Source organism: Echinicola vietnamensis DSM 17526 (assembly GCF_000325705.1).
Taxonomy (GTDB): Bacteria; Bacteroidota; Bacteroidia; order Cytophagales; family Cyclobacteriaceae; genus Echinicola; species Echinicola vietnamensis.
Window position 1 is genome coordinate 2703618 of record NC_019904.1, and the last position, 24483, is coordinate 2728100.

General features: G+C 44.5%; 17 protein-coding genes and 1 riboswitch. Of the genes, 10 read left to right on the forward strand and 7 right to left on the reverse strand.

Annotation, left to right across the window (positions count from 1 at the left end; translation table 11 throughout):
- Nucleotides 1-98: 98 nt before the first annotated feature.
- Nucleotides 99-1652: a beta-N-acetylhexosaminidase gene (locus tag ECHVI_RS11125; protein ID WP_015266088.1), complete on the forward strand. Its 1554-nt coding sequence runs from the start codon at nucleotides 99-101 to the stop codon at nucleotides 1650-1652.
- Nucleotides 1653-1821: 169 nt separating this feature from the next.
- On the opposite strand, the gene ECHVI_RS11130 is transcribed toward ECHVI_RS11125, so the two are convergent.
- Together ECHVI_RS11130 and ECHVI_RS11135 are read right to left on the reverse strand one after the other, a co-directional pair.
- Nucleotides 1822-2997 carry an O-succinylhomoserine sulfhydrylase gene (locus tag ECHVI_RS11130; RefSeq protein WP_015266089.1) on the reverse strand — a complete coding sequence of 392 codons (1176 nt, stop codon included), beginning with the start codon at nucleotides 2995-2997 and terminating at the stop codon, nucleotides 1822-1824.
- A gap of 131 nt (nucleotides 2998-3128) precedes the next feature.
- Nucleotides 3129-3237, reverse strand: a riboswitch (SAM riboswitch).
- An 81-nt stretch (nucleotides 3238-3318) separates the two neighbouring features.
- Nucleotides 3319-3939: a GDSL-type esterase/lipase family protein gene (locus tag ECHVI_RS11135; RefSeq protein ID WP_157501351.1), complete on the reverse strand. Its 621-nt coding sequence runs from the start codon at nucleotides 3937-3939 to the stop codon at nucleotides 3319-3321.
- Between the two features lie 395 nt (nucleotides 3940-4334).
- On the opposite strand from ECHVI_RS11135, the gene ECHVI_RS11140 reads away from it, so the two are divergent.
- Nucleotides 4335-5471, forward strand: a complete 1137-nt coding sequence (locus ECHVI_RS11140) for a DUF4407 domain-containing protein (RefSeq protein ID WP_015266092.1) — start codon at nucleotides 4335-4337, stop codon at nucleotides 5469-5471.
- A gap of 33 nt (nucleotides 5472-5504) precedes the next feature.
- On the opposite strand, the gene ECHVI_RS11145 is transcribed toward ECHVI_RS11140, so the two are convergent.
- Nucleotides 5505-6287, reverse strand: a complete 783-nt coding sequence (locus tag ECHVI_RS11145; RefSeq protein ID WP_015266093.1) for a DUF5995 family protein — start codon at nucleotides 6285-6287, stop codon at nucleotides 5505-5507.
- A 1480-nt stretch (nucleotides 6288-7767) separates the two neighbouring features.
- Nucleotides 7768-8976, reverse strand: a complete 1209-nt coding sequence (locus tag ECHVI_RS11155) for a Gfo/Idh/MocA family protein (protein WP_015266094.1) — start codon at nucleotides 8974-8976, stop codon at nucleotides 7768-7770.
- 292 nt (nucleotides 8977-9268) lie between these two features.
- Here ECHVI_RS11155 and ECHVI_RS11160 point away from each other — a divergent pair, with 292 nt between their 5' ends.
- Together ECHVI_RS11160 and ECHVI_RS11165 are read left to right on the forward strand one after the other, a co-directional pair.
- The gene (locus ECHVI_RS11160; protein WP_015266095.1) at nucleotides 9269-9850 is read left to right on the forward strand and encodes an acetyltransferase; all 582 of its coding nucleotides are present in this window, start codon (nucleotides 9269-9271) and stop codon (nucleotides 9848-9850) included.
- Nucleotides 9851-9856: 6 nt separating this feature from the next.
- On the forward strand, nucleotides 9857-10513 hold the full coding sequence (locus tag ECHVI_RS11165; protein WP_015266096.1) for a Crp/Fnr family transcriptional regulator: 657 nt from the start codon (nucleotides 9857-9859) through the stop codon (nucleotides 10511-10513).
- An 18-nt stretch (nucleotides 10514-10531) separates the two neighbouring features.
- On the opposite strand, the gene ECHVI_RS11170 is transcribed toward ECHVI_RS11165, so the two are convergent.
- Nucleotides 10532-11347 carry a universal stress protein gene (locus ECHVI_RS11170; RefSeq protein WP_015266097.1) on the reverse strand — a complete coding sequence of 272 codons (816 nt, stop codon included), beginning with the start codon at nucleotides 11345-11347 and terminating at the stop codon, nucleotides 10532-10534.
- A 158-nt stretch (nucleotides 11348-11505) separates the two neighbouring features.
- Here ECHVI_RS11170 and ECHVI_RS11175 point away from each other — a divergent pair, with 158 nt between their 5' ends.
- The 6 genes from ECHVI_RS11175 to metG all read left to right on the forward strand — a co-directional run bounded on the left by ECHVI_RS11175 (nucleotide 11506) and on the right by metG (nucleotide 18595).
- Nucleotides 11506-12309, forward strand: a complete 804-nt coding sequence (locus ECHVI_RS11175) for a sulfite exporter TauE/SafE family protein (RefSeq protein ID WP_015266098.1) — start codon at nucleotides 11506-11508, stop codon at nucleotides 12307-12309.
- A gap of 139 nt (nucleotides 12310-12448) precedes the next feature.
- Nucleotides 12449-13870, forward strand: a complete 1422-nt coding sequence (locus tag ECHVI_RS11180; RefSeq protein WP_015266099.1) for an MBL fold metallo-hydrolase — start codon at nucleotides 12449-12451, stop codon at nucleotides 13868-13870.
- Between the two features lie 12 nt (nucleotides 13871-13882).
- The gene (locus ECHVI_RS11185; RefSeq protein ID WP_015266100.1) at nucleotides 13883-14464 is read left to right on the forward strand and encodes a YeeE/YedE family protein; all 582 of its coding nucleotides are present in this window, start codon (nucleotides 13883-13885) and stop codon (nucleotides 14462-14464) included.
- A 53-nt stretch (nucleotides 14465-14517) separates the two neighbouring features.
- The gene (locus tag ECHVI_RS11190) at nucleotides 14518-14955 is read left to right on the forward strand and encodes a DUF6691 family protein (RefSeq protein ID WP_015266101.1); all 438 of its coding nucleotides are present in this window, start codon (nucleotides 14518-14520) and stop codon (nucleotides 14953-14955) included.
- Between the two features lie 294 nt (nucleotides 14956-15249).
- Nucleotides 15250-16431, forward strand: coding sequence for an MFS transporter (locus ECHVI_RS11195; RefSeq protein ID WP_015266102.1), 1182 nt, complete (start codon nucleotides 15250-15252; stop codon nucleotides 16429-16431).
- Between the two features lie 103 nt (nucleotides 16432-16534).
- Entirely contained in the window at nucleotides 16535-18595 is a 2061-nt protein-coding gene (gene metG, locus ECHVI_RS11200) for a methionine--tRNA ligase (RefSeq protein WP_015266103.1), read from the forward strand.
- Nucleotides 18596-19224: 629 nt separating this feature from the next.
- Here the strand turns inward: metG and ECHVI_RS11205 are convergent.
- Both ECHVI_RS11205 and ECHVI_RS11210 read right to left on the reverse strand, forming a co-directional pair.
- The gene (locus ECHVI_RS11205) at nucleotides 19225-19965 is read right to left on the reverse strand and encodes a 4'-phosphopantetheinyl transferase family protein (protein WP_052331425.1); all 741 of its coding nucleotides are present in this window, start codon (nucleotides 19963-19965) and stop codon (nucleotides 19225-19227) included.
- A 492-nt stretch (nucleotides 19966-20457) separates the two neighbouring features.
- The gene (locus ECHVI_RS11210) at nucleotides 20458-24483 is read right to left on the reverse strand and encodes a non-ribosomal peptide synthetase (protein ID WP_015266106.1); all 4026 of its coding nucleotides are present in this window, start codon (nucleotides 24481-24483) and stop codon (nucleotides 20458-20460) included.

Genomic DNA, 24483 nt, shown 5'->3' on the forward strand with positions numbered 1-24483 from the left:
GTTGTGTTGGAAAAAGTTTCTTCAATCATTAAAATGTTTGGGTAAAATATTAGAAAAGTTAGACGTTTGTGAAAAGTTATTTAATAAATATATATAAGATGACAGTACATAAAATAGGCGGAATTTCAGTAGTGCTAATGATCTTGACCGTGATGTTTTCATGTGAGCCAGATCCCAAAATTTCAGCTGCTGCTTTGATTCCCTTGCCGGAGAAGGTGCATGAAGCAGAAGGTGCTTTTGAAATCAATAAGTCCACCAAGATACACGTGGCCCAGGATGCTGGAGAGATGCGTGGGGTGGCGGATTTTTTGGCCACATTGCTCAATCAGTCTACGGGATACAATATCCAGGTGGTCGACGAACTTCCGGAATCAGGGAATTACATTTCTTTGGGGCAGGAAGGTAGTGGAGAGGCGTATAAGCTTCATGTGCAAGACGATCATATTCAAGTGAAGGCAGGTTCTGCAGCGGGAGCTTTTTGGGCAGTACAGACCCTTCGGCAATTATTACCGTTAGCCATCGAGGAAAAAGGGCCGATTGAAGGAGTGTCCTGGAAGGTGCCAGCCGGGGAAATTGAAGATAATCCTGTATACGCTTATCGGGGAAGCATGCTGGATGTTGCCAGGCATTTTTTTGATGTCAATGATGTGAAACGCTACATTGATTTGATGGCCATGTATAAATTTAACTATCTGCACTTGCATTTGGCTGATGACCAGGGCTGGCGGATAGAGATCAAGTCTTGGCCAAAACTGACCGAAATTGGCGGTAGCACGGAAGTAGGCGGTGGCGAAGGAGGTTTTTATACCCAAGAAGAATACAAGGAAATCGTGCAGTATGCAAAGGAGCGGTTTATTACCATTGTGCCGGAAATCGACATGCCGGGACATACCAATGCGGCTTTGGCCTCATATCCTGAGCTCAATTGTGATGATGAAGCCCCAGAGTTGTATACAGGCATTGAAGTTGGGTTTAGTACACTATGTACGGACAAGGAAGTCACTTATCAGTTTATCGATGATGTCGTGCGTGAACTGGTAGAAATGACCCCTGGGCCTTATATCCACATCGGTGGAGATGAGTCTCATGTGACGGCGTTGGAAGATTATATTCCGTTTATTGAGCAGGTGCAGGATATCGTGAATTCGTATGATAAACAGGCGATTGGCTGGGATGAAATAGCCCATGCGGCGTTGCGGCCTAGCACGACTGCCCAGTTTTGGGCCAAGGCAGAAAATGCCAAGATGGCTGTGGAGCAAGGTGCCAAGGTGCTCATGTCTCCGGCCACAAAGGCTTACCTGGATATGCAGTATGATTCCACCACACAGTTGGGCCTGCATTGGGCAGCGTATATAGAACTGGACAGTGCCTATATGTGGGAGCCTACTGAATTGGTGGAGGGCATCGGTAAGGATGATATTCTTGGCGTGGAAGCACCGCTGTGGACGGAGACCATTGAAAAGATGGATGATATCGAATACATGGTGTTTCCCCGATTGATAGGGATCGCTGAGATTGCGTGGACGTCACCCGACAAGCGTAATTGGGATAGTTACAAGGATCGATTGCGCCAGCATACTGAAAGGCTGGAGGCATTGGAGGTAGATTATTATGCCTCGCCCTTGTTAAAAGAAAAGGAAATAGCAGAGTAATAAACTAAAGGCCAGTGATGAACACTGGCTTTTATTTTGGTTAAAAAAAAGCGAAGTAGTTTTTAACTGCTTCGCTTCACTGATGTTTCTCACATGAAAACAGGTTGTGTTTTCATGATGGGTTGACTTTTTATGCAGAAAGTTTCCCAGGACAGGTAGGCTGAAAACCTTATTTTGATCTTTCCAAAGCCCTTTCGATGTCGGCAATGATGTCGTCGTGGTGTTCCAGTCCGGCAGAAAGCCTGATCAAGCCTGGCAGAATTCCTACACGCTGCCGTTCTTCTTCCGTTAGTTTGCTGTGCGTAGTGGAGGCAGGGTGGGTGATGATACTTCGGGTATCTCCCAAGTTGGCCGTGACGGTGATCATTTGCAACTCATCAATAAACCGCTGCGCCCGCTCGATTCCGCCTTTCAGGGTGAGCGTGACAATGCCGCCACCATGTTTCATTTGCTTCTTAGCAAGGTCATGTTGCGGATGGCTTTTTAGGAAAGGGTATTTTACAAACTCTAGCTCCTTGTTGTCCTGGAAATAAGAGGCTACTGCCAAGGCATTGGCGCAGTGTCTTTCCATTCTGATGGCGAGTGTTTCCATGCTTCGTGAAAGGATCCAGGCATTGAAAGGAGAAATCGATGGGCCTGTGTGACGGGTGAAGAACTGCACTTCCTTGATCAATTCTTGCTTACCAAGGATCAGTCCGCCCAAAACACGGCCTTGACCGTCAATATATTTCGTGGCGCTGTGGGCCACAATGTCTGCTCCCCATTTGGCAGGCTGCTGGAGGTAAGGCGTCGCAAAGCAATTGTCCACCACAAGGATCAAGTTATGGGCTTTGGCAAATTTCCCGATCCACTCCAAGTCGATTACTTCCAGGCCAGGGTTCGAAGGGGTTTCGATAAACAGCATCTTGGTGTTGGGCTTTACGAGCTTGTCCCAGTTTTCGATATCTGAAATATCTCCATACGTAGACGTAATGCCCCATTTCGGAAATACCCTTGTCAGCAGCTGGTGGGTAGAACCAAACAGGGACCTGGATGCGAGGATATGGTCACCTTGCTCAAGAAGAGAGGCCATGCTGCCAAACATTGCCGCCATTCCGGATGCCGTGGCGATGCCGTCCTCTGTGCCTTCCACTGCACATACTTTTTCGATCAGATCGGAGCTGTTGGGGTTGGCATAGCGGGAATAAATGTTTCCGGGGATTTCCTCAGCAAACATCTGCCGTGCTTCCTCGGCACTGTCAAATGTAAAGCTGGAGGTCATGTAAATGGGTGCAGAATGTTCCCGTTGGTTGGATTTGGAAGACGCAATCCTGACGGCTTCCGTTTCAAAATGCTTATTGGACATGGTATTTAATATCTTTCAGTTTTTGATTCAATGATTTTGCGTAACAATAGAGAAGCTGCATGGCATAGGCCAATGAAATCCGGTAAGGGATGAGAAAAAAGCGGTGAAAAGGTAGATTGGTCATAATGTCTAATTTATAGTTCCCTCAATTTTTTTGGGCAGGTATTGGCACCTTTTCGCTGTCTCGAATGGTTGCCAGAGGGTCGCAGAGCCTGGTCTCTCGCCTCTTCTGTATAAATCAGTTTCCTGAAGTCATGCAAAGTAACATCAGCACAGTTGATTTTCCAAACTATTTGGCTTTTCAGTAGGCAAGATGAGCGATTAAGGAATGTGCGGGGCAAGCATCTCTGCCCAGCCGTCGTAGCCGAGTTTGGTCATGTGCAGGCTGTCCTGCAGGAATAGCTCAGGCTTTGGTTTTCCTTCACTGTTAAGGGCGACGTCCCAGACATTGACGTAGGATACCCCTCCGGTTTTGTCTGCATACACCTCTAAAAGACGGTTTAAGGTTTCGTATTCTTCTTTCAACTGCCACCTGGAAGGGCTCGGTTTTGGGCTGATCAGGACGATTTCTGTTTCAGGAAGTTCCGCCTGCAGCTTACCCACTAATTTTTGCATGGTCTTCAGGATGGCTACAGGCGTTTTGCCACTTGCCAGGTCATTGTCCCCTTCATAGATAAACACTTTGTGCGGGTGGTACCGGATGATCAGTTCTTGGGCATAATGAAGTAATTCAAATGTCTGTGATCCGCCAAAACCCGTGTTGACCACGGTGACTTCTGGAAAATAGCTGCCGATGTCTTTCCACATTCTTACACTGGAACTTCCCGTAAAAAGGTAAATGTCGCCAGGTGGAACTGGGGTGTCAGAAACGATCTGATCGACTTCTTCTTGAAATTTAACGGGATTATCCTGGGCGAAAGCTGTCTGAATGAGTCCTGTCATTAGTAAGCTGCATAAAACGCAAAGGAATCGGAGATGGGAACGTGAGATGGTCATTTTAATGGGATGGTTTCTTTGATGGTTTGTGATGTAAATAACTAAAAATATTGGAAAAGGAGAAATGGTAGGTAAACTGAAAGTGGTGTGCTGTAAGTTTTCATTTCTGAACACATTTCCGTACACATGAAGGACTTGTTCGTTTTTTGGGCAGCGCCTTTTACACGTTATGTGGGTTGCAGTAAAGTTTTTTTTGACCCAAAATACCATTGATTGGTGGCAGGATTGGCCGATTTCGTCACTTTAATTATGGGATACACCCTGTGGCCGGTAATTTCATTGAAGAGTTGCTCGTTTTTTGAGCAAAGGTGAAGGGAATTATCAAATGAAATCTAGTGTCCATGGAGAAAATGAAAGCATTCTTTTGGTTTTGCAGTGGGGCCAATATTGCCATTCTAAAGAAATGTCCCACCGAGACTAATAAATATGTAGGAATCGGTGGGACGGTGTTCTTTACAGGAGTGCTCGCCGCATTGTCCGCAGGGTATGCGCTGTATACGGTTTTTGAAAGTTGGTACTGGGCAGTGGCTTTTGGAGCAGTGTGGGGTGTTATGATATTTAACTTGGATCGTTTTATCGTTTCGAGTATGCGAAAAAAGGAACGTTTTTGGGCCGAATGGAAACTGGCCTTTCCACGTCTTTTGCTTGCTGTTTTTTTGGCCTTGGTGATTTCCAAGCCTTTGGAGTTGAAGATTTTTGAAAAGGAGATTGATCAAAAAGTAAGTGAGCAGAAGGTGCTGGAGATGCAGGAGGCAAAGGATAATTTGGAAATGGCTTATCCTGAAATTGCCCGCTTGAAGACTGAAAACGAACAATTGCGAGATGAAATTGCCGCAAAAGCAGCATTCCGCGACCAGCTCCAAGAGGAGTATGATGCCGAACGTTTCGGAGTGAAAACACCGGGAACTACGGGCATTGTGGGACTGGGGGTTAACGCCGAAAAGAAAGAGCAGCAATTGGATGCGGCCCAGCGTGATTTGGAGCAATTGCAGGAAAGGAATTGGGTGAAAATTGATGAACATGAGCGGGAAATGGCAGCGGTAATGGCGCGAAAGCAGGAAGTGTTTGAGCAACAGCAAGCGGCTATTGATCAATATGATGGTTTAGCCGCGCGAATCCATGCCTTGTCGCAGTTGACCTCGGAGAGTCAAGCGGTATATTGGGCCAATATTTTTATCATGTTACTTTTTGTGGCGATGGAAGCGGCTCCGGTTATGGTGAAATTAATGGCTGGAAAAGGGCCGTATGATGAGGTGCTGGACCAATCTGAAAGTGCGGTAAGTGTGTATGCCAAAGAAAGGAAATACAAAAACGAGGAAGAGAGTACGCGGAGAGTAGAGGTGTTTGACAAAACGATAAGTTCTGAGACCGCAGCTAAAATCCAAAAGAAGCTCCACCGTGATGAGCTGATTACCAGAGCGGAGATGGAGCTTTTGGAAAGAAGACTCGGAGAGATGGAGCAGGGTGTAGAAGGTTAGGAGGACAAAGGGGCCATGCCCCCTCTTTTGCGTTTATAAATTGGCCGTCCGCAGGTTGTTTGGAGTGGACTTTCGTGCGATGCCTTCAAGTCGATCCATCACTTGCGGGATGGATTTCCATTCAGTCAGGTTAATGATAAATACTACCCAGCCAAATAATTTCCCGGGGTTGGCGATTTTGTCTCCTATCCGGTAGATGGCTTGATCGCGGACCGAAAGGCATTGGTTGGTGTCTGGGGCAATGCGGTATTCCTGAGCAAATTCCCATGCTCCGTCCCTGGCAATTTGGATGCTGAAATTAAGCAGGAGTTCATCTTTCCCATCTGCCAATTGAATCAAAAAACCAAATAAAGGTGAGATGATGGAAAGATTGGTTTTGACACCGTCGACCATGCTGGCTAAAATGATGTTTATTTTGTCAAAGTCTTCTTTTATGTCTTCTAACTGTCCACCTCCCATGGTCACGACTGTGGCGATGCCGAGGTCAAGGTTGATGTGAGCGTTTATGCCCAATAGGAGGTGTTGGAGGATGACTTTGCCGGTTTTTTCGCTTGTTTCGAAAGCGCACAGCCAACTTTTACTAGTGGGGTCATTTGACAAATAATGATCATAGGCGTCAAAAAAACGCTGCGCAAAATTTATGTCAAGCCGTTCCATACGGGCATTATCTTCAAATTCTCCACGGTCAATCCCTTCTTTTATCCTTTTGGTAACTTGTCTGTACAAAATTGCAAAGTAGCCAATCCGGCTTTTTTTGCTGCTGCAATCCGCTACAATCAAATCCATTCTGGCGATAACTTCTTCTAAAGAGGACATTGGCGAAAAATCAGTTTAATAAGTGTGTTTTTTATTAAGTTAATAAAATTATTGATGTATTTGGGTAATGTTTGGCCGGTTAGTGGTGTTTTGTGCAAGTGGCATATGGTGTGTGATGGTTTGGGGAAAGTTAAAAGAAGATTAAGATGATATGGCGTTTTATGTGAAAAAAGAATTTAATCGTTTTAGTGTAGTATAAAGAGGTTTTGTTGTATTTCGACAGAAGAAAAAAGAGTTCTAGATTAAGAAACCGAACGATTGATCGGGGAAATTATTTTTGGCTTTTTATTGTTATCAAAAATATTTTTACTAAGTTTAAAGAAGTTTTGGTTCTAAAAACGAGGATTAAGTTCCTTTTTTCCAAAATATATACGGCTGTTAGTCAGTTAAAATAAACCCATTCGAGGAATCTCTGCAAGGATTCCTCTTTTTTTTGTCTTTTTTTAAACCGGTTTTTCTGCTTAATGCATAAAAAGTTAAAATATAGACCTTTTTTTAAACCGATTTTATTGGTTTTTGCAATTTAGTTAATTGATATACCGTGTGTTTTGACCCTTTTGAGTGTAAGTGTCAGTTTTTTAGTGTTTTAAGGTTTTTTTTGGCGTCTCGATCGGTTTGGTGGCGTGTAGATGATCATGAAAAAGTTTTTGTTAACCCATTGTTAAGAAATTGTTTTGGGTGCGCTGGAAGTCATGGAGTCATCTTTGGAGTTTGGAGGCATTCATCTGAACGGTGAAGCCTCGATCGAAGGCGGATGAATATCGGGCGGTTTTGCTCGCCTATTAAACTTCGTATGGACAGGGCGTGTCCGCGCCAAGTGTCCTGGGTACAGCCTCAATTTGTCTCAGGATGCTTAGGAAAATTGATCCTTTTACAAAATGTCAGCGGCACGGATAATTCTTGCCCCTTATGAAAATTCCTTTGCTAAAATTTCTCCTGCCAGGTGCTCAAAAAATAATGCTTATCACTCATGAACAACATCCTCTGATTTTCCACTCTGTTTATAATACATGGATTATAGTTTTTTTGTATAAAGTGATGTCTGAAAATTGCCGATTGATTGGATGATATTTTATGGGCCAAGCGGAAAAGTTGGGGACTGCCAGTTTTACTTAATGGCAAAATCACGGATAAATAAACATGCCACAACGTCCCAAAGGGGCGACACATTCTTAGCCATGGGTGAGGCCCCTGGTAGATTTGCCCATCCAACGTTTTCTGTTTTAGCCGCATTGACTGTCCTATTCCCCACAACTTTCCGCTAAAACCCATTCGTGCGGATAGAGGAAAACCATCATTTTTAACGGTTTGAAATTTTCAGTCATAAGAACATGTCCACATTCATCCCCCCTAGAAATATGGCTTGATCCTCTTTTGTACATGACGGTTAAATATATAGAAAACACCAAAGCCATCCGTTGTGGTGGATGGCTTTGATTGGGAGTGCTTTTGGAATAGCAATTAAAGAGCCCTTGGGATTTTATTCATAATTGTATGCCGGTTTCCAGTCTTCGATGGTTTTGTGGAATAAGGAATGGTTGGCCAGGTGAATGCAAGTAGCAGTGGTAGCACCGCTGATGACATTGGAGGCGGGGTATTCCTTGTTTAGGATGGATTTATAAAAGTCATTGAATGCATACCAGGTTCCGTCTTTGGTTTTTTCTTCCAGTATCGGAATACCTTTGCCTTCCTTCCAAGTGAGCTTGGTGGCACCAGAAACGCCGTCGACGATCTGGAGTTCTTCCATTCGCTCCTCTTCAGGATAAAAATAACCCTCGTTCATTAATAATTCTACCGTTCCTTGGGTGCCCTTGATGGAGAATGAATATCCTTCTCTGGCATTACTGCAGGTGGCACCAAAATTCCCGATCATGCCTTCTTTCTCATATCTCAGCAGCAACTGTACATTGTCATAGGTTTCCCTCCCGTCGTGGTAATTGTCAATTCCGCCGGTTCCAATGATGGTGTCTGGATGGGTTTCAAATGCCCAGTTGATGAAGTCTATTTGGTGGGATAGCAATTCGGCAGGCAAGCCTCCGGAATATTCCTTGTACATCCTCCAGTTGATGATTCGCTCTAATGATGGCTCGGGGACTGGTCGTTTCCAGTTCCAGTTTCTGTCCCAGCGGGAGTCGATTTGGGTAATCTTGCCCATATAGCCTGATTGGATCATGTCCTTTACCTTGTAATATAGCGGAGTATACCGGTATTGATGGCCCACTTGCAGGGTAAGATCGGGATTCTTTTTTACCAATTCGATCAGTTCCATTGCCTCGGGGATGTCATACGTCATCGTTTTTTCGAGATAGACATGTTTCCCGGCTTGGAGGGCGGCCTTGGCTGGAGCAAAGTGCATGTTCAGCGGCGTCGCAATGGCCACCGCTGAAATGTCAGGATGGTCTACGAGGTCTTGGTAGTTTTTATAGGATTTGGCTTGAAGGCTTGGGAATGCTTTGCGGGTTTGGTCAAGTCTAAAGTCCATGTTGTCACAGATGGCCACTATCTCAAACTGTTCTGGCATTCCAGACATGACGTGCATCAGTCCTTTCCCTCTGTCTCCACAGCCAATGATGCCTATTTTAATGGGGCCTTTGTCGGTGTTGGTACGAAAAGCGTTTGCAAGCTGGTAAGGGAGTAGGGATCCGCCTAAGACAACGCCACCGGTTTTCATAAAGTCCCTTCTTTTCATGATTACATTTATTATTAGCTTAAAAGATTTTATTTCTAGACAAGGTTTAAATATATAAGATTAAAAGATGAAAGAAAAGCCATTAGTTTTTTAGTGGGGGCTCGGTCAGGTTATTTGGTAAATTTAAAGTTTGTTAGGTTATCGAATATAAAAACTTTCTCTTCCTTTCCTTTTTCGAAAATATTGTTGTGTTAATTAATAAAAATCAGTGGTGGTTTTTACGTTGGTAGACTTCCCGGTGTAATATAAAACTTCCTATCTTTAACGATATTAAATTAGAATTATAGCTAGCATGTATTTGTTTGGGGCATCTGGTCACGCGAAAGTGGTGATCTCAAATTTGGAAAGCCAAGGGGAATTGATTCACGGGTTGTTTGACGATGATCCTTCTGTAGGGGCGTGTTTAGGCTACCCTGTGTTTCGGTGGGGTGGAGTGAAGCGCGACAGTAATTATGTGTTGGTGAGTATTGGGGATAACAGGCTTCGGGAACTAGTGGTCTCCAGGATAGCGAAGGAAGTGATTTTCGGCAAGGCAATCCACCGAAATGCCATGGTCAGTAACTATGCTGAGATAGCAGAGGGTACTGCAGTGATGGCCGGTGCGGTAATCCAACCGGATGCCATAATCGGAGCCCATGCCATCATCAATACCGGCGCTTCTGTGGATCATGACTGTCGGATAGGAGATTTTGTGCATATTGGACCGCAAACAGGCCTTTGCGGGGATGTGCAAGTCGGAAAGGGAACCTTGATAGGAGCAGGTAGTACTTTGCTTCCCGGTGTTACGGTGGGAGAAAATTGTGTGATAGGCGCAGGGAGCACGGTGTTACGGGATGTGCAGGATGGTGAAAAAGTATGGGGAATCGTTAAGTAAAGGGTCATGGAAGAAAAAAGGATCAATGCAAGAGTGCCGACCATTACAGATGTTCATCTGCTGGATGAAATGGAACGTCAAGGAACGGTAATGAACATTGCAGCCGGTAAGACGATCATGGAGCCGGGGAAGTTTATCAAGACGGTACCGATTGTGTTGGAGGGAGCAATTAAGGTGTTGCGGATGGACGACGAGGGCAAAGAGTTGTTTTTATATTACTTGTATCCTGGGGAGACGTGCGCGTTGTCGTTGACGTGTTGTGAGGCTGGCAAGGCCAGTGAGATCAAGGCAATAGTAGAAGAAGATACCAAAGTGCTCCTGGTTCCTGTGCAGTATCATGAGCAGTGGTATGAGCAGTACAAGCAGTGGAAGGATTTTGTCACGGCCACGTATCAAAAGCGTTTTCAGGAAATGCTGAAGGTCCTGGATTCGGTAGCGTTTTTGAAAATGGACCAGCGACTGGCAAGGTACCTGGTGACCAAAATGAAAAAGAATGATACGACAGCCCTTTCCATTACCCATCAAGAAATAGCCAACGAGCTAGGGACTTCACGGGAAGTGATTTCCAGGCTTTTGAAACAATTGGAAAAGAAAAAGTGGATTGAATTGGGCCGGAACAAGATCTTCATCCGGGATGATTTTGAAGAATTGGCTGAGGTGTGAAGGAAGCTTCAGTAGGGGTTAGAATTTTTTTGATTTTAAGACCAATAAAGGAACTGTAGTGTGGAGGGCCATGTCCGCACAGTGGCTGGTCCTGAAAAGATAGTCAAAGAACCCTTGATGTTTCGAAAACATGGATAGCATGGTTCTGGGGTGTTGTTGGGTGTATTGCTTCAGGCCTTCATCCACCCGGTCTGCAGCCAAGGTGTCAAAGCTAATGACCAGCTCAGGAAAACGGTCTTTTAAATACATTGACAACTCTGAAAAAGGCATTTCCGGGAGGGAATCTTCGTCTTTTTTGATGTAAATGATCTGATAAGGGAGCCGATAATGACGGGTGAGGGCAATCAGCTGTCCTAAAAAGACGATGTCTTCCCTGTTAAGCTCCATGGCCAGGGAAATATTGTCCATCGCCTTGAAGGCGGCACCTGCTGGAACAGTAAGCACTGGAGTGCTGCTCAACCGAATGACCTCGGAAGTGGTAGAGCCAAATATTTTTGAAGGGAAGTCACTTTTTCCTTGGCTGCCCAAAATGATTAAGTCAAACGATTCCCTGTCTGCTACCGAACATATGGCCGAAGAAGGGGTTGTTTGCTCGATAAGATAATCGATCTCAATTCCTTCTTTTTTACATTTCTTCGTTAAGGATTTTAATTCCTTTGTAGCTTGCTGTTCGACCGTGGTAATGTACTCAGCCGTCTGCGCTGCAAAATCGTACACAGGGGTGTAAGCAAACAGGAGCGTAATCGAACTGTTATGGGCTTTGGCCAATTGCAGTGCGAAATCCATTGCGTTTTGGGCGTTTTCAGAAAAGTCAGTACCAACCAGTAATTTCATTTTTTGGTATTAATAGCCTATCATACTAAATATAATAACATTGCAGTATAATCTCAACAGAAAGTGGAAGCAGATTAATCTTAATGTAACAAAAGTCACTGCGCAGTATGGTGGGATAGGTTAGTTTTGTAGAAGTTTAAGCAAAGAGTAACAATCGCATGGAAATAAATTCACTTATAGGCTTTGGAGGGGCGATATTGATTGGCATTAGTCTAGGGATGATCGGAGGGGGAGGGTCTATCTTGACGGTACCCATTTTGGTTTACCTGTTGGGGATAGAGCCAGTCCTGGCGACGGCTTATTCCCTTTTTGTGGTCGGAAGTACCTCCTTGGTAGGTGCTGGGAGCTATCTGAAACGAGGAAAAGTATCCTACCGAATTGCTTTGGTGTTTGCTTTGCCTTCCTTCTTGGCCATTTTCCTAATGCGGAAATATGTGGTACATGCCTTGCCGGAAGTCTTGTTTGCCTTGGGAGGCTTTACCGTATCCAAGAATTTGGCGATCATGGTTTTCTTTGCCGCAATCATGTTGCTGGCGGCTTATTCGATGATCAAGAATGGAACCAAGCTGACACCTGACAGCAAAGCTAAAACCCTTAATTATCCTCTCATTGCCCTACAAGGGTTAGTGGAGGGCAGTATTACAGGTATCGTAGGAGCTGGAGGTGGTTTTTTGATCATTCCGGCATTGGTGCTAATCGCCAAACTTCCCATGCGAATGGCGGTAGGAACTTCCCTGTTGATCATTGGGATAAAGTCGTTGCTGGGTTTTACCGGAGACCTCATCTCACAGGATATCGATTGGAGCTTTCTTTTGATCTTTACAGGATTGAGCATTGTCGGGATCTTTATGGGTGGAAAGCTTTCCCGAAAAGTAAATGAATCTGCACTGAAAAAGGCCTTTGGCTGGTTTGTGTTGCTGATGGGGGGGTATATTTTGATCAGAGAACTCGCATTCGGTTAACTAGGGGCTTATGTGATGGAAGTCACTGACAAAGTACTTTTGTTGCCTTAATTTAGTAGTAATATTTACCATTAGGAACTGGTAAGCACTTAATAAGCATTATAAAGAAATCAACCGCAAATATAACTAAGAACTAGAAATGAAAATCGAACAAATCTATACGGGATGTTTGGCGCAAGGAGCCTACTACATTGAGTCCAATGGGGAGGCGGCCATCATCGATCCACTACGTGAAGTGGAGCCGTACATTGAAAAAGCAAAGCGAAACGATGCCGTGATCAAGTATGTCTTTGAGACCCATTTTCATGCTGATTTTGTGTCAGGGCATAAAGACTTGGCTCAGAAAACAGGTGCAAAGATTGTTTTTGGTCCTACTGATGCGGAGTTGGGTTTTGAAGCGATTGTAGGGGAAGATGAGCAAGAATTCACTATCGGCGATGTGAAAATCAAATTGCTGCATACGCCAGGTCATACCATGGAAAGCTCCTGTTACCTGCTGCACGATGAATCCGGCAATGCCAAGGCGATCTTTACCGGAGATACTTTATTTATAGGAGATGTGGGGCGTCCGGATTTGGCACAGAAGGTGGCCGCGGACTTGACGCAGGAGAAGCAAGCAGGGCATTTATACGATTCGCTGCGCAATAAGATCATGCCTTTACCAGATGATTTGGTGGTGTATCCTGCACACGGTGCAGGAAGTGCCTGCGGTAAAAATATGAGCAAAGAAACTTCAGACACCTTGGGGAACCAAAAGAAAACAAATTATGCATTGCAGGAGATGAGCAAAGAGGAGTTTGTCAAGAAGCTGATTGATGGACTTACCCCTCCACCAGCCTATTTCCCTCAAAACGTCAAGATGAACATTCAAGGATATGATAGCATCGATGAGGTGTTGGAACGAGGCGTGAAGGGGCTTTCACCGGCTGAATTTGAAGCAGTGGCCAATGAGACCGGGGCCATATTGCTCGACACAAGAAGTCCCCAGGTTTTTGCAAAAGGGTTTATTCCCAATGCCATAAACATAGGTATTGATGGGAGCTTTGCCGTTTGGGTGGGGACGATGATTCCCGACGTGAAGCAAAAGATTCTGGTAATCGCTGAAGAAGGTAGAGAAGAAGAAGTGATTACTCGATTGGCCAGGGTGGGGTATGACCATGCTTTGGGGTATTTAGAAGGAGGATTTGAAGCGTGGAGAGCCGAAGGGAATGAGGTGGATACCATCACTTCCTTAGCCCCCAAAGAGGTGGCCAAGGCCATTCAGGATAATCCAAACGCCAAAATCCTAGATGTTCGCAAGCAAAGTGAATTTGACAGTGAGCATGTAAAAGATGCAGAAAACAGTCCGTTGGATTACATCAACGAAAATATGGGCCAAGTGGATAAGGACAAAACATATTTTGTGCATTGTGCAGGGGGCTACCGTTCCATGATTTTTGCGTCCATCATGCGTGCCAGGGGATATGAAAACCTTGTGGATATTTCAGGCGGGTTCAAGGCCATTAAAGATTCAGAATCCTTTGATCTTACCGACTTTGTCTGCCCGACTACTAAATTATAATGAATTAAGAACATGAACAATATAATAGATTGGATCAGTCAGCCTTGGCCTTGGTATGTAGCCGGGCCAATGCTTGGCCTCACCGTTCCGGTATTGCTACTGATCGGTAATAAGTCATTTGGTGTTTCTTCCTCCTTACGACATGTTTGCGCCGCCTGTATGCCGGCAAAAATCCCCTTCTTTTCGTATGATTGGAAGGCAGAGTCATGGAATTTGCTATTTGTGACGGGGATTGTATTAGGCGGGGTGATCGCCGCCCTGGTCTTTTCGGATCCGGCGGATATGGTCGTGGCAGAAAGCACACAGCATGACCTCATGGCTTTGGGGATTACAAAATTCGAAAACCTATTGCCTTCTGAAATATTCTCTTGGGAGCATCTTTTCTCAATGAGGGGCTTGATTTTCTTTGTTTTGGGAGGGTTTATGGTCGGTTTTGGTACCCGTTATGCAGGAGGCTGTACTTCAGGCCATGCCATTATGGGGATCAGTAATCTCCAATGGCCATCCGTAGTGGCCACCATCTTCTTCATGCTTGGAGGATTTACCATGACCCATTTGATATTACCAACTTTAATGCGCTTGGCCGGATTTTGAGTTGAGCATTAGGCCTTGTTAAAAGGTAGCAAATCGATTAAAAAAGAATAAACATGAGTGCTAAAAAAACTGAAAGGGGATTGGCCCTGCTGAAATACCTGTTTGTAGGAATGTTTTTTGGGATCGTCTTGGTAAAGGCTGAGGTGATTTCCTGGTTCAGGATCCAAGAAATGTTCAGGCTCCAGTCGTTTCATATGTATGGTGTGATCGGTGCGGCAGTGGCCGTAGGGATGCTGTCTGTGTTCTTGATCAAAAAGTTTGACATCAAAACCATTTCAGGAGAGAAAGTGGTGATTAAAGACAAGGAATTTAAAAAAGGTCAAATTTTCGGAGGCTTTATATTTGGCTTGGGGTGGGCGGTTACAGGAGCCTGTCCGGGGCCTATTTTCGCCCAAATAGGAATTGGCTATTCGGTGGTGATCGTAACCTTTATCAGTGCAGTGGCAGGGACATGGGTCTATGGTAAGCTTGCTGATAAATTACCTAATTGACGAAGGAGAAAGAGAAGGCTTCGCGCCCTTCATTAAGTGAAACAGCTATTTAAAAACCTTTTTATAGACCGTTCTGATGATGAAGATAGCGATGATGATGGTGATTCCTGCGATGACAAATTCCATGGCCCTTGGTTTGATTTCTGGAAATTAAATCTAAATCAGGCGAAAAGTAATGGAAATCTGAAAAAATATACTCGTCGAAATCGATTGCTTCACTTTTTGTTTGAAAATCAAGGTTTTTAATGCTGAAAAAGTCCTTTACTTTGTGTTTCAAACCTATTAGTACGACCTATGAAATTACTGAGGAAACGACGGATTGCACTGAGTGGACTTTTTTTTCTGGCAGGATTGAGCTTTGCTTCTTGGGCATCTCGAATTCCTGACTTCCAGCAGCTATTTGATTTAAGTGAAGGGCAATTGGGGACATTACTACTCGGAATGCCCTTGGGGTCGTTGATTGCTTTGCCATTGGCCGGATGGGCAGTGGATAAGTATGGTAGCCGTAAAGTTATCGTGACCGGAAGCTTGCTCTATGCAGTATCCTTATTGAGTCTTGGCTTTACAAGCTCAGCGGTCCAGCTGGGAGTGGCCGTGGTGATTTTTGGGATGATGGGAAACATCATGAACATTTCCCTGAACACGCAGGCGCTGTTGGTGGAAGATGGGTATAACCGAAGTATTTTGGCATCCTTTCATGGTCTGTGGAGTTTAGCAGGTTTTGCAGGGGCAGGTATCGGTGCTTTGATGATCAAGCTAGACTGGGCACCGCTGCAGCATTATTGGGTGGTAGCGGGCATCATGCTTTTGATTTTGGTGTCCAGTTTTAATTTGCTTTTCAAAGAAGAGAAGAGAGCCGGGAGTGGAGGTTTAACGCTTAAAAAGCCCGATGCCTTACTGCTTCGGATAGGCTTGGTGGGTTTTTTTGGGATGATGTGTGAAGGATGTATGTTTGATTGGAGCGGAGTGTATTTGAAGAAGGTAGTGGTGGCGAGCCCGGATTTAGTGCCGCTAGGCTATGTGACCTTTATGGCCGCCATGGCCTCTGGAAGGTTTTTTTCGGATACCTTGGCAAATAGATGGAGTAAAATTGTGATGCTGCGGATTTCTGGGGCGCTGATTTGCCTGGGCTTGTTGATAGCGGTAGTTTACCCTTCTTTTTGGACAGCCGTGGCAGGGTTTTTATTAGTAGGTTTCGGGACCGCCTCGGTGATTCCTCTTTCTTATAGCATAGCCGGCAGGTCCAAGATGTATTCGCCAAGCATTTCCTTGGCGTTGGTGTCGACGATTTCTTTTTTTGGCTTTTTATTGGGGCCTCCATTGATTGGTTTTATAGCGGAGCTGTTTGACCTGCAGGTGTCCTTTGCGGTGATCGCCATGATGGGAATGTGTATTTCACTCTTGGTGAGCATTAGGACGCAAATATTTGACAGCTATAAAGTTCCAGCCAATAAAAAGGTGGCCGCACAGGGATGATGGGCAAGGTCTGGAAGTAGCCAACCTTCATTTCGCCAAAGGAGGCAAATCACCTGGGGATTTATTCCCGTAAAAAAATCAAATTTCCCTATCTTTGCAGCCTATGAGCAAAAGAGACTTTAAAAGATATACCGTTACTTCCGCATTACCTTATGCCAATGGTCCCCTGCATATAGGACATTTGGCGGGTTGTTATATTCCATCAGATATTTATGTACGTTACCTTCGGTCGCTTGGCAAGGACGTGGTGTATATAGGTGGTTCTGATGAACACGGCGTAGCCATTACCATAAAGGCCAAGAAAGAAGGGGTCAGCGCACAGGAAATTGTGGACCGCTATCACGGGATCATGAAGGCCAGTTTCGAGGAATTCGGAATCAGCTTTGATCATTATAGCCGTACCAGTTCTCCCGTCCATCATCAAACTGCTTCGGAGTTTTTTAAGGACCTTTACGACCAAGGTGAATTTCTGGAGCAGACCACCGAGCAATATTACGATGAAGAGGCGGGCCAGTTTTTAGCTGACCGATACATCGAAGGGACTTGTCCTAAGTGTGGCCATGAAGGTGCTTATGGTGACCAATGTGAAAAGTGTGGGTCGTCACTGAGTCCTACCGAGCTCATCAATCCCAAGTCCAAGCTCAGTGGGAATTCTCCGGTACTTAAAGAAACCAAACATTGGTTCTTGGACCTTGGAAAATACGCTGGATTTCTAAGAAAGTGGATCTTAGAAGAACATCAGCAGGACTGGAAAAATAACGTGCTGGGACAATGCCGCTCGTGGTTAGAAACAGGAGATGGCCTTCAGGCCAGGTCTATGACCAGGGATATGGATTGGGGGGTACCCGTTCCTGTCGAAGGAGCTGAAGGAAAAGTGCTGTACGTGTGGTTTGATGCCCCGATTGGCTATATCTCTTCCACAAAAGAATGGGCTGCAGAGAAGGGCGTAGAATGGGAGCCGTATTGGAAAGATGAAGATACCAAATTGGTACATTTTATTGGAAAAGATAATATTGTGTTTCACTGTATCATCTTTCCGGCTATCCTAAAGACCCATGGGGATTATGTGCTTCCTGACAATGTGCCCGCAAATGAATTCCTGAACCTTGAAGGAGAAAAGATTTCTACTTCTCGAAATTGGGCGGTGTGGCTGCATGAATATTTGAAGGAATTTCCAGGCAAGCAGGATGTATTGCGATACGTGTTGACCGCTAATGCTCCGGAAGCGAAGGATAATGACTTTACTTGGAAAGATTATCAGGGAAGAAATAACTCCGAGCTGGTAGCCATATATGGTAACTTTGTGAATCGGGCAGTGGTCCTTACCCATAAGTATTTTGACGGGATAGTTCCCGAGAGGGCTGGACTGTCGGCCTATGACCAGGAAGTTTTGGAAGGCTTGGCGGCTTATCCTGATAAAATAGCGGCTTCTATCGAAAAGTTCAGGTTTAGAGAGGCACTTGGGTTAGTAATGGATTTTGCCCGTATGGGCAATAAGTACTTGGCCGATACAGAACCTTGGAAGAGCATAAAAGAAGATAAAGACCGAACAGGTACTGTCCTAAACATTGCCTTGAATATCGCCGCAAACTTGGGCGTGGTGTCAGCTCCTTTCTTGCCATTCACTGCGCAGAAGCTGGCTGATATGTTAGGAACAGCCGGTGTAAACTGGACCGAAGCAGGTAATAGTGAAATCCTGAAAGGAGGGGAGACCATCGGTAAAGCGACCTTGCTCTTCGAAAAGGTGGAAGACAGCGTGGTGGAGCAGCAAGTAAATAAGCTGTTGGAGACCAAAAAACAGAATGAAGCAGCAAATACTCCAGTAGAGCCTGTGAAAGACACCATAGCTTTTGATGATTTTACCAAGATGGATCTCCGGGTGGTCACGGTACTCGAGGCCGAGAAAATGAAAAAATCCAAAAAGCTATTGAAATTGGTGGTGGATACAGGGCTTGGCAAGCGTACGGTGCTCAGTGGCATTTCTGAATATTATAAACCAGAAGATCTCATTGGAAAGCAAGTGACCATGCTGATAAATTTAGCCCCTAGGAAAATGATGGGAATCGAATCGGAAGGAATGATCCTAATGGCTGAAGATAAAGATGGATCATTGCGCTTGATGATGCCAAATGGGCCAGCTGCACCCGGCTCCGCGATCAACTAGCCAAGATAATTAGCAAGTTTTAGGAAAAAAGGCTGCCTTAATTTTAGTAATCCGTCACGATGATCTTCAGTGGATCGTCATGACGGATTACTTTTGAGGCAGCCTTTTTATTGTAAAAAGTACATTGCATATATGTTTTGTTAATTTTTTCCGATAGGAGTGAAATCGAGCTGCTAAATCGGTAATGGAGTGAAAGAAGCAAGAATTGTAATCAGTAATTTTTTACTTTTATTAGTTAATTTGAACCTATAATTGGATAAAGTAAAGATTAGGTGTGTAAAATTGGTTTGAAAAATACCCAATTTGGGGTATTTTTTTGTAAATATTTAATGGATAGTTTTGATGTAGCGTTAACCTAATCGACTTTCAAATGACTTTCTTTTACATCACTAACTTTTACGAACCATCTGCTTTGCACGTCATTCATGCCTTGGGGTGTCCTGATATGCCGGCAATGAATGAACTGAGTTATTTGGGGCCGTTTAATAACTGCTCAGAAGCACATAGGGCTGCATCTAAGAAATTTGAGAATGTAAAAGTAAGTGAATGCTGCTGTGAAAAGCATACAAAGGCAATTGTTCACCCTTCTTCATGTTAATCTGGATGAATGAAAGTTGAGCACTTCAGTATCAAACATCAAAAAAGCGAAGCTTCCGATATTTGACAGGAAATGATAAACTGATAAAATAGGTTTCGTCCATCAGCAAACTCTTGATTTTCCAATCTGAAAATCCCCCACCTACTTCATAGGGAATATATTGGGTGCCATCGAGGCAATTGATTGAGTGAAGGTTGTCCACCATCCCTACTGAGGTGGCTTTGAGCAAGGATTCTTTACGGGTCCATAGCTTATAGAATTCATGCCGGGGTGAATAAGCATTTTCTATAAAGTGTGTTTCCGGTTTCGTAAAGCAATTATTGATCAGGGATAGAAAGTCAAAATCGCTGTCGACATGCTCGATATCTACTCCCAATTCATCTGGACAAAAGCCAAAAATCACCCAATCCTTGGAGTGCGAGATGTTGAAATGGATCTTCTTGTCTCCTTTTAAAATAGGTTTCTTATTGATGCCCTCAATGAATTCGATCTCAACAGGGTCTTTATCCAAGTACTTTGACAATAACACCTTTAGGTAACCCTTGCCAATGATATACCTGATCCGGTCACTTTCCCGTTGGTACCTGTTCATTGTCGTGAGTTCTTGTTCTGTAAGGTATTGCTGAAGAGGAGCCAATTCCTCCATTAGTGCTTTTACAGAAACTCTCCATAGGTCTATTTGATCATCGATCAAATAATCCGATTTTGGGTTCCAGTTGGGAAGTAAAACGGTGCTGCAATGAATCTTGCTGATATATAGTTGGCTGTTCATAGGACGCGTTCTATTCTCCTGGTTTTTAAAGGGCAAACAACAAATTCATTATTGATTGTGCTGTTTGATATTACTTGAGATGTTAAAGTACGGTGTGTTGTAGTAGCGGAAAGGGTAGTTTTATTATTCATTTTTCAAATAGCATTTTCCATATTATATGGAAGGTGTTAACAGTCAGGCGATAAGTAGTGTTTGGTGTCGTGTTTTATTGCCTCCAAGCATTAAGAAATTCAATATGAAAGCAAGTAGTACGTACTTCCGCTCGTGTTATTTAAAAGTAAATCTAGTTATTTTTTAAATCAATAAAAATGTATTTTGAATTAAAAAAAATGAATTTAAATAAAATGTAGTTGAAACGATACATTACAGCAATAATCCAGTGTAAATAGTGTATATCGTCAAGAAAAAATTATCTTTTATCAATAGATAGTTCTAATTTGAGCAAGCTGAGCAATATCTTTAATAGGTTGATACTGCTCAGCAATTTAATTTTCAGGCATGATCATCAAGTACGTCCTGAAGTTTGCTGGCAAATGGGCCAACAAATGGCAGGTCAAACATGCTGTTATGGTCACCGTCTATATCGATAACCTGGATGGTATTCACATATGGAGCCCAACCGTAATACTTCTCTTCACTTACTGGTGCCAGCTTGATGCGGGCTTTGAAGAGTACCATGTCGGTAAGAATAGGCTTTAGGGTGTAGTTAATCATAGCATCCTTATTGATGTTTTTGATTTTCTTGATGATCGCATTCCGATCAAGGGGCGATTTGTCTTTTTGAAGGCCTATCTTGGTCAATAGGTTTTCAGTTTTACGTTTGATCATTCTTCCCTTAGTGGTTCGGAACGTATTCGGAGCCTCAACCAACAGCTGCATCTCCACTTTTCTTTTGTTGAATTCCTTCGAGATCATCTCCAACAGTCCCGTTTTGGGCGCGTTATCATCCATGGGGTCTACACTGGTATCAAATATAATCAGTTTGCCCATAGGCTTGTTTTTGGCAATAAGCTGTCGAGCCATTTCGAATGCCACATACCCGCCAAAGGAATAGCCTCCGATATGGTATGGCCCTTCAGGATTGTGTGCTAGGATTTCATTGACATAGTGTGCTGCGATATTTTCCAGCCCCACGTTTGGGCTATCCAATCCGTTTAATCCCTTTGCCTGTAGACCATAGATGGGTTGGTCTTTATCCACATGATCGATGAGTTTGAAATAATTAGTGATGTTGGCAGCGACGCCATGAATTACATATATGGGAGGTTTGCTTCCTTCTGGCTTGATAGGGACCAAGGAGCTCCATGACGGGTTTGCCGCTTCCATTTCTTCACCGTTTTCCAATAATGCGGCAAATGACCTTACCGTTGGATGTTTGAAGATCGTGGTAAGGGGAAGTTGGGTGTCGATTTTTTTATCCAATGAGCTCATGACTTCCACGGCAAGGATAGAGTGCCCCCCAAGTTCAAAGAAATCATCATCCAACTGAATGTAGCTCAATTTAAGGCTGTCTTTCCATATTTCTCCAATGAGTTTTTCGTTTGGAGACCACGCTGAACTTTCCGAAGAAGTGGTTTTTAAAGGGCTCGAATCCGGTCTGGGAAGACTTTTGTGGTCAATTTTCCCGTTCGGGGTGAGGGGAAACTGTTTTAGCCTTACCCAGTGGGAAGGCAGCATGTATTCGGGTAATTTTGCTTTGATCCGTTCTTTCCAGGCTTGTAAGGTTGCTTCCGCTAAATCAGTGTCATCACTGATAACATAGGATACCAGTTGTTTGTGGCCTTGCTGCGATTGTTGTACCGCTACATGGGAGGCCATCACCCCTTCTAATTGATTGATTTGCTGCTCTATTTCCCCCAGTTCAATGCGGTGCCCTCTTATTTTGACTTGGTTGTCGATCCTTCCTATGCACATTAGCTCACCATTGGGCTTAAACTTGCCCAGATCTCCAGTTTTGTAAAGGCGTTTTTCGTCAATACTAAACGGGTTCGGGATAAAGCGCTCAGCGGAAAGCTCTTCCTTTTGCCAATAGCCTATCGCTACTCCCGCTCCGCCAATATAAATTTCCCCGGTCTCCTCTAAATCGACCAATTGTCCATGGTCGTCAAGTAGGTAGATTTCCGTGTTGTTTATCGGGGTGCCAATCGAATCAAAATCTTCAGGCTGTTCAATGAGCTTGAGGCTGGAAAGGATAGTGGTTTCGGTGGGGCCATAGGCATTCCAGATTTCATCCGTGATCGGCAGTAGTTTTTCGACGAGGCTTTTTTGGAAGGGCTCTCCCCCGGAAACGATCTTAAGGGGCAATGGATAATCCCACCCCACTTGAACCAGCATTTGGTAGGTCGCGGGAGTGGAGAATATGCGGGAAATCTTCTTCTCATCCAAAGCCCTTAAAAGCAGTCTTCCATCTTTCAGGGTAGCGGTATCGGCAATGACTAAGGTAGCACCTGCCACCAAAGGGCCAAAAAGCTCCATCCCCGCCACATCAAAGGAAATCGTGGTCACCGCCAATATCCGATCGGCATACGAAATTCCGGGTCGGTCCCTGAGGCTATAGAGGAGGTTGGTGAGGTTTTGATGGCTGACCAGCACTCCCTTGGGAAGACCTGTGGAGCCGGAGGTATAAAGGATGTAAACCGGGTCACTTACTTGTATATTAGCCTCCTGGTAAGTATTAGGTAGGTTTTCGGATTGCTGATGGAAGTCTTCCATGAAAACACATTGCTCTGCGGCGATAGGAAACGCTTCCAGCGCCGTACTGGTGACAATGGCTTTTGCACTGGCATCTGTCAGCATGTACTGAATGCGATCTTGCGGCAATGCAGGATCAATAGGGATGTAGGTCAATCCGGATTTCACAATCCCTAACAGGCCAATGACCATGTCCGCAGATCGCGGCATTAACAGCCCTATTCGATCTCCTTTTGTGAAATTTTTATGCTTTAAAAACGCTGCAAACCGGTTGGATTGGTCTTCCAACTCCTTGTACGTGATATGTTGGTTTTGAAATTCAATGGCCGTTTTAGTGGGAAATTGATTGGCTATGGCGTGCACCAACCTCGTGAATGGAATGTTCTCGGGGTAGTCTTGCTGGGTGTTGTTCCATTTTTCGTAAAATCCACTCAGTCTTGCCGTGTCAAATAGGTAGATGTCGCTCAGGTGGATGTCAGGATTGGCTACGACGGTTTGCAATAGCCGGTTAAATTCATCCATCATCCGGATGATGGTCGTCCTCTCGAAAAGCGCGGTGTTATAGGACCACTCAAATTGGTAGCTGTCTTTGCTGTTAGTCAGGTTCAGGGCCAATTCAAAGTTGTCAAAGCTCCTGGGGTTACTGATCAGTTCATGGTCGAGCCCATGAAAGTGGACCTGTGTGTCCATGCCCATGTCCAGGTTAAAGATCACCGGGACCAGTGCGGTCTTCGAGAGGTCTCTTTTACGCTTAAGTTCGTTTAGGAGACTGCTGTATGTAAACAGTTGATGGTCGTAGCAATCCAGTATTTCTTCGTTTCGCTGACGCAAAAAAGCACTGAAAGGGACGCTTTCATCTATCAAGCTCCTCATAGGAAGAAGGTTGACACAATGGCCGACCAGGTTGAACAGTCCTGTGGCAGATTGTCCGGCGGCAGGTACGCCCAAGACCACTTCCTTTCGATGACTTTTCTTGGACAGGAATAGTTCAAACGCAGCAATGAAAGTATTGACGAGGGAGGCTCCAGCAGCCCTTCCCAAAGCTTGCACTTGATCGATCTGGGCTTTGGGTAATTTAAAATCCAGCCGGTCACTTTGGTAATTTTTTACAACGGGGCGAGGATGGTCTACTGGTAATGTAAAATCTTTTTTCTGGTGCTTGTATTTTTCAAGCCAAAAAGAAATGGTATCGGCATGTTCCGACGTGTTTTCCAGGGCAGTAATCTGCTGGCAGTATTCACTGAGTGGATTGGCCTTGGGCAATTGGGGAGCCATTTTTAAAACCTTTGCATTGTACAGTTTGCAAATGTCTTCCAATAAAACCCCGAGCGACCATCCGTCGCCGATAAGGTGGTGGATGGTGAGGGTGAAATAATGCTTTGACGTTACAAGCTTGTGAAGGGCCATCCTGAACAATGGTCCGTTTTCCAAATCAAAAGCCTGGAGGGAATCCTCACGGTGAAATTGTTCGATAAAGGCGGCTTCTGCCGTAGCATCCATGGATGAAATGTCCTCAGTATGTAGGGAAAAGGCCATCTCTTCCTGAATAAGGATCTGTTTTCCGTCGATAGCAAAGTTGGCCCGAAGGGCTTCGTGCCGCTTGATCACTTCTTGCAGTGCCTCCTCAAAGGCAGCCTGGTCAAATTCCCCCTTCAAAACCAAAGAAATGGACTCATTGTAGGCCCGGTTGGCGTCATCTCCGCCGATTTTGCAGGCCAGCCAGATTTCACGTTGAGCGGTAATACTGGCATAGGCTTTCTCGATCGCAAGTCCAAAAGGATCGTAATCTACTACTTTATAGGTTAAATCAGCATTCATAGTATTCAT

Bases quoted from the DNA above. Each gene is read 5' to 3' on its own strand.
- ECHVI_RS11125 (WP_015266088.1), top strand. From the start codon at position 99: ATGACAGTACATAAAATAGGCGGAATTTCAGTAGTGCTAATGATCTTG.
- ECHVI_RS11130 (WP_015266089.1), bottom strand. From the start codon at position 2,997: ATGTCCAATAAGCATTTTGAAACGGAAGCCGTCAGGATTGCGTCTTCC.
- ECHVI_RS11135 (WP_157501351.1), bottom strand. From the start codon at position 3,939: ATGACAGGACTCATTCAGACAGCTTTCGCCCAGGATAATCCCGTTAAA.
- ECHVI_RS11140 (WP_015266092.1), top strand. From the start codon at position 4,335: ATGGAGAAAATGAAAGCATTCTTTTGGTTTTGCAGTGGGGCCAATATT.
- ECHVI_RS11145 (WP_015266093.1), bottom strand. From the start codon at position 6,287: ATGTCCTCTTTAGAAGAAGTTATCGCCAGAATGGATTTGATTGTAGCG.
- ECHVI_RS11155 (WP_015266094.1), bottom strand. From the start codon at position 8,976: ATGAAAAGAAGGGACTTTATGAAAACCGGTGGCGTTGTCTTAGGCGGA.
- ECHVI_RS11160 (WP_015266095.1), top strand. From the start codon at position 9,269: ATGTATTTGTTTGGGGCATCTGGTCACGCGAAAGTGGTGATCTCAAAT.
- ECHVI_RS11165 (WP_015266096.1), top strand. From the start codon at position 9,857: ATGGAAGAAAAAAGGATCAATGCAAGAGTGCCGACCATTACAGATGTT.
- ECHVI_RS11170 (WP_015266097.1), bottom strand. From the start codon at position 11,347: ATGAAATTACTGGTTGGTACTGACTTTTCTGAAAACGCCCAAAACGCA.
- ECHVI_RS11175 (WP_015266098.1), top strand. From the start codon at position 11,506: ATGGAAATAAATTCACTTATAGGCTTTGGAGGGGCGATATTGATTGGC.
- ECHVI_RS11180 (WP_015266099.1), top strand. From the start codon at position 12,449: ATGAAAATCGAACAAATCTATACGGGATGTTTGGCGCAAGGAGCCTAC.
- ECHVI_RS11185 (WP_015266100.1), top strand. From the start codon at position 13,883: ATGAACAATATAATAGATTGGATCAGTCAGCCTTGGCCTTGGTATGTA.
- ECHVI_RS11190 (WP_015266101.1), top strand. From the start codon at position 14,518: ATGAGTGCTAAAAAAACTGAAAGGGGATTGGCCCTGCTGAAATACCTG.
- ECHVI_RS11195 (WP_015266102.1), top strand. From the start codon at position 15,250: ATGAAATTACTGAGGAAACGACGGATTGCACTGAGTGGACTTTTTTTT.
- metG (WP_015266103.1), top strand. From the start codon at position 16,535: ATGAGCAAAAGAGACTTTAAAAGATATACCGTTACTTCCGCATTACCT.
- ECHVI_RS11205 (WP_052331425.1), bottom strand. From the start codon at position 19,965: ATGAACAGCCAACTATATATCAGCAAGATTCATTGCAGCACCGTTTTA.
- ECHVI_RS11210 (WP_015266106.1), bottom strand. From the start codon at position 24,483: ATGAATACTATGAATGCTGATTTAACCTATAAAGTAGTAGATTACGAT.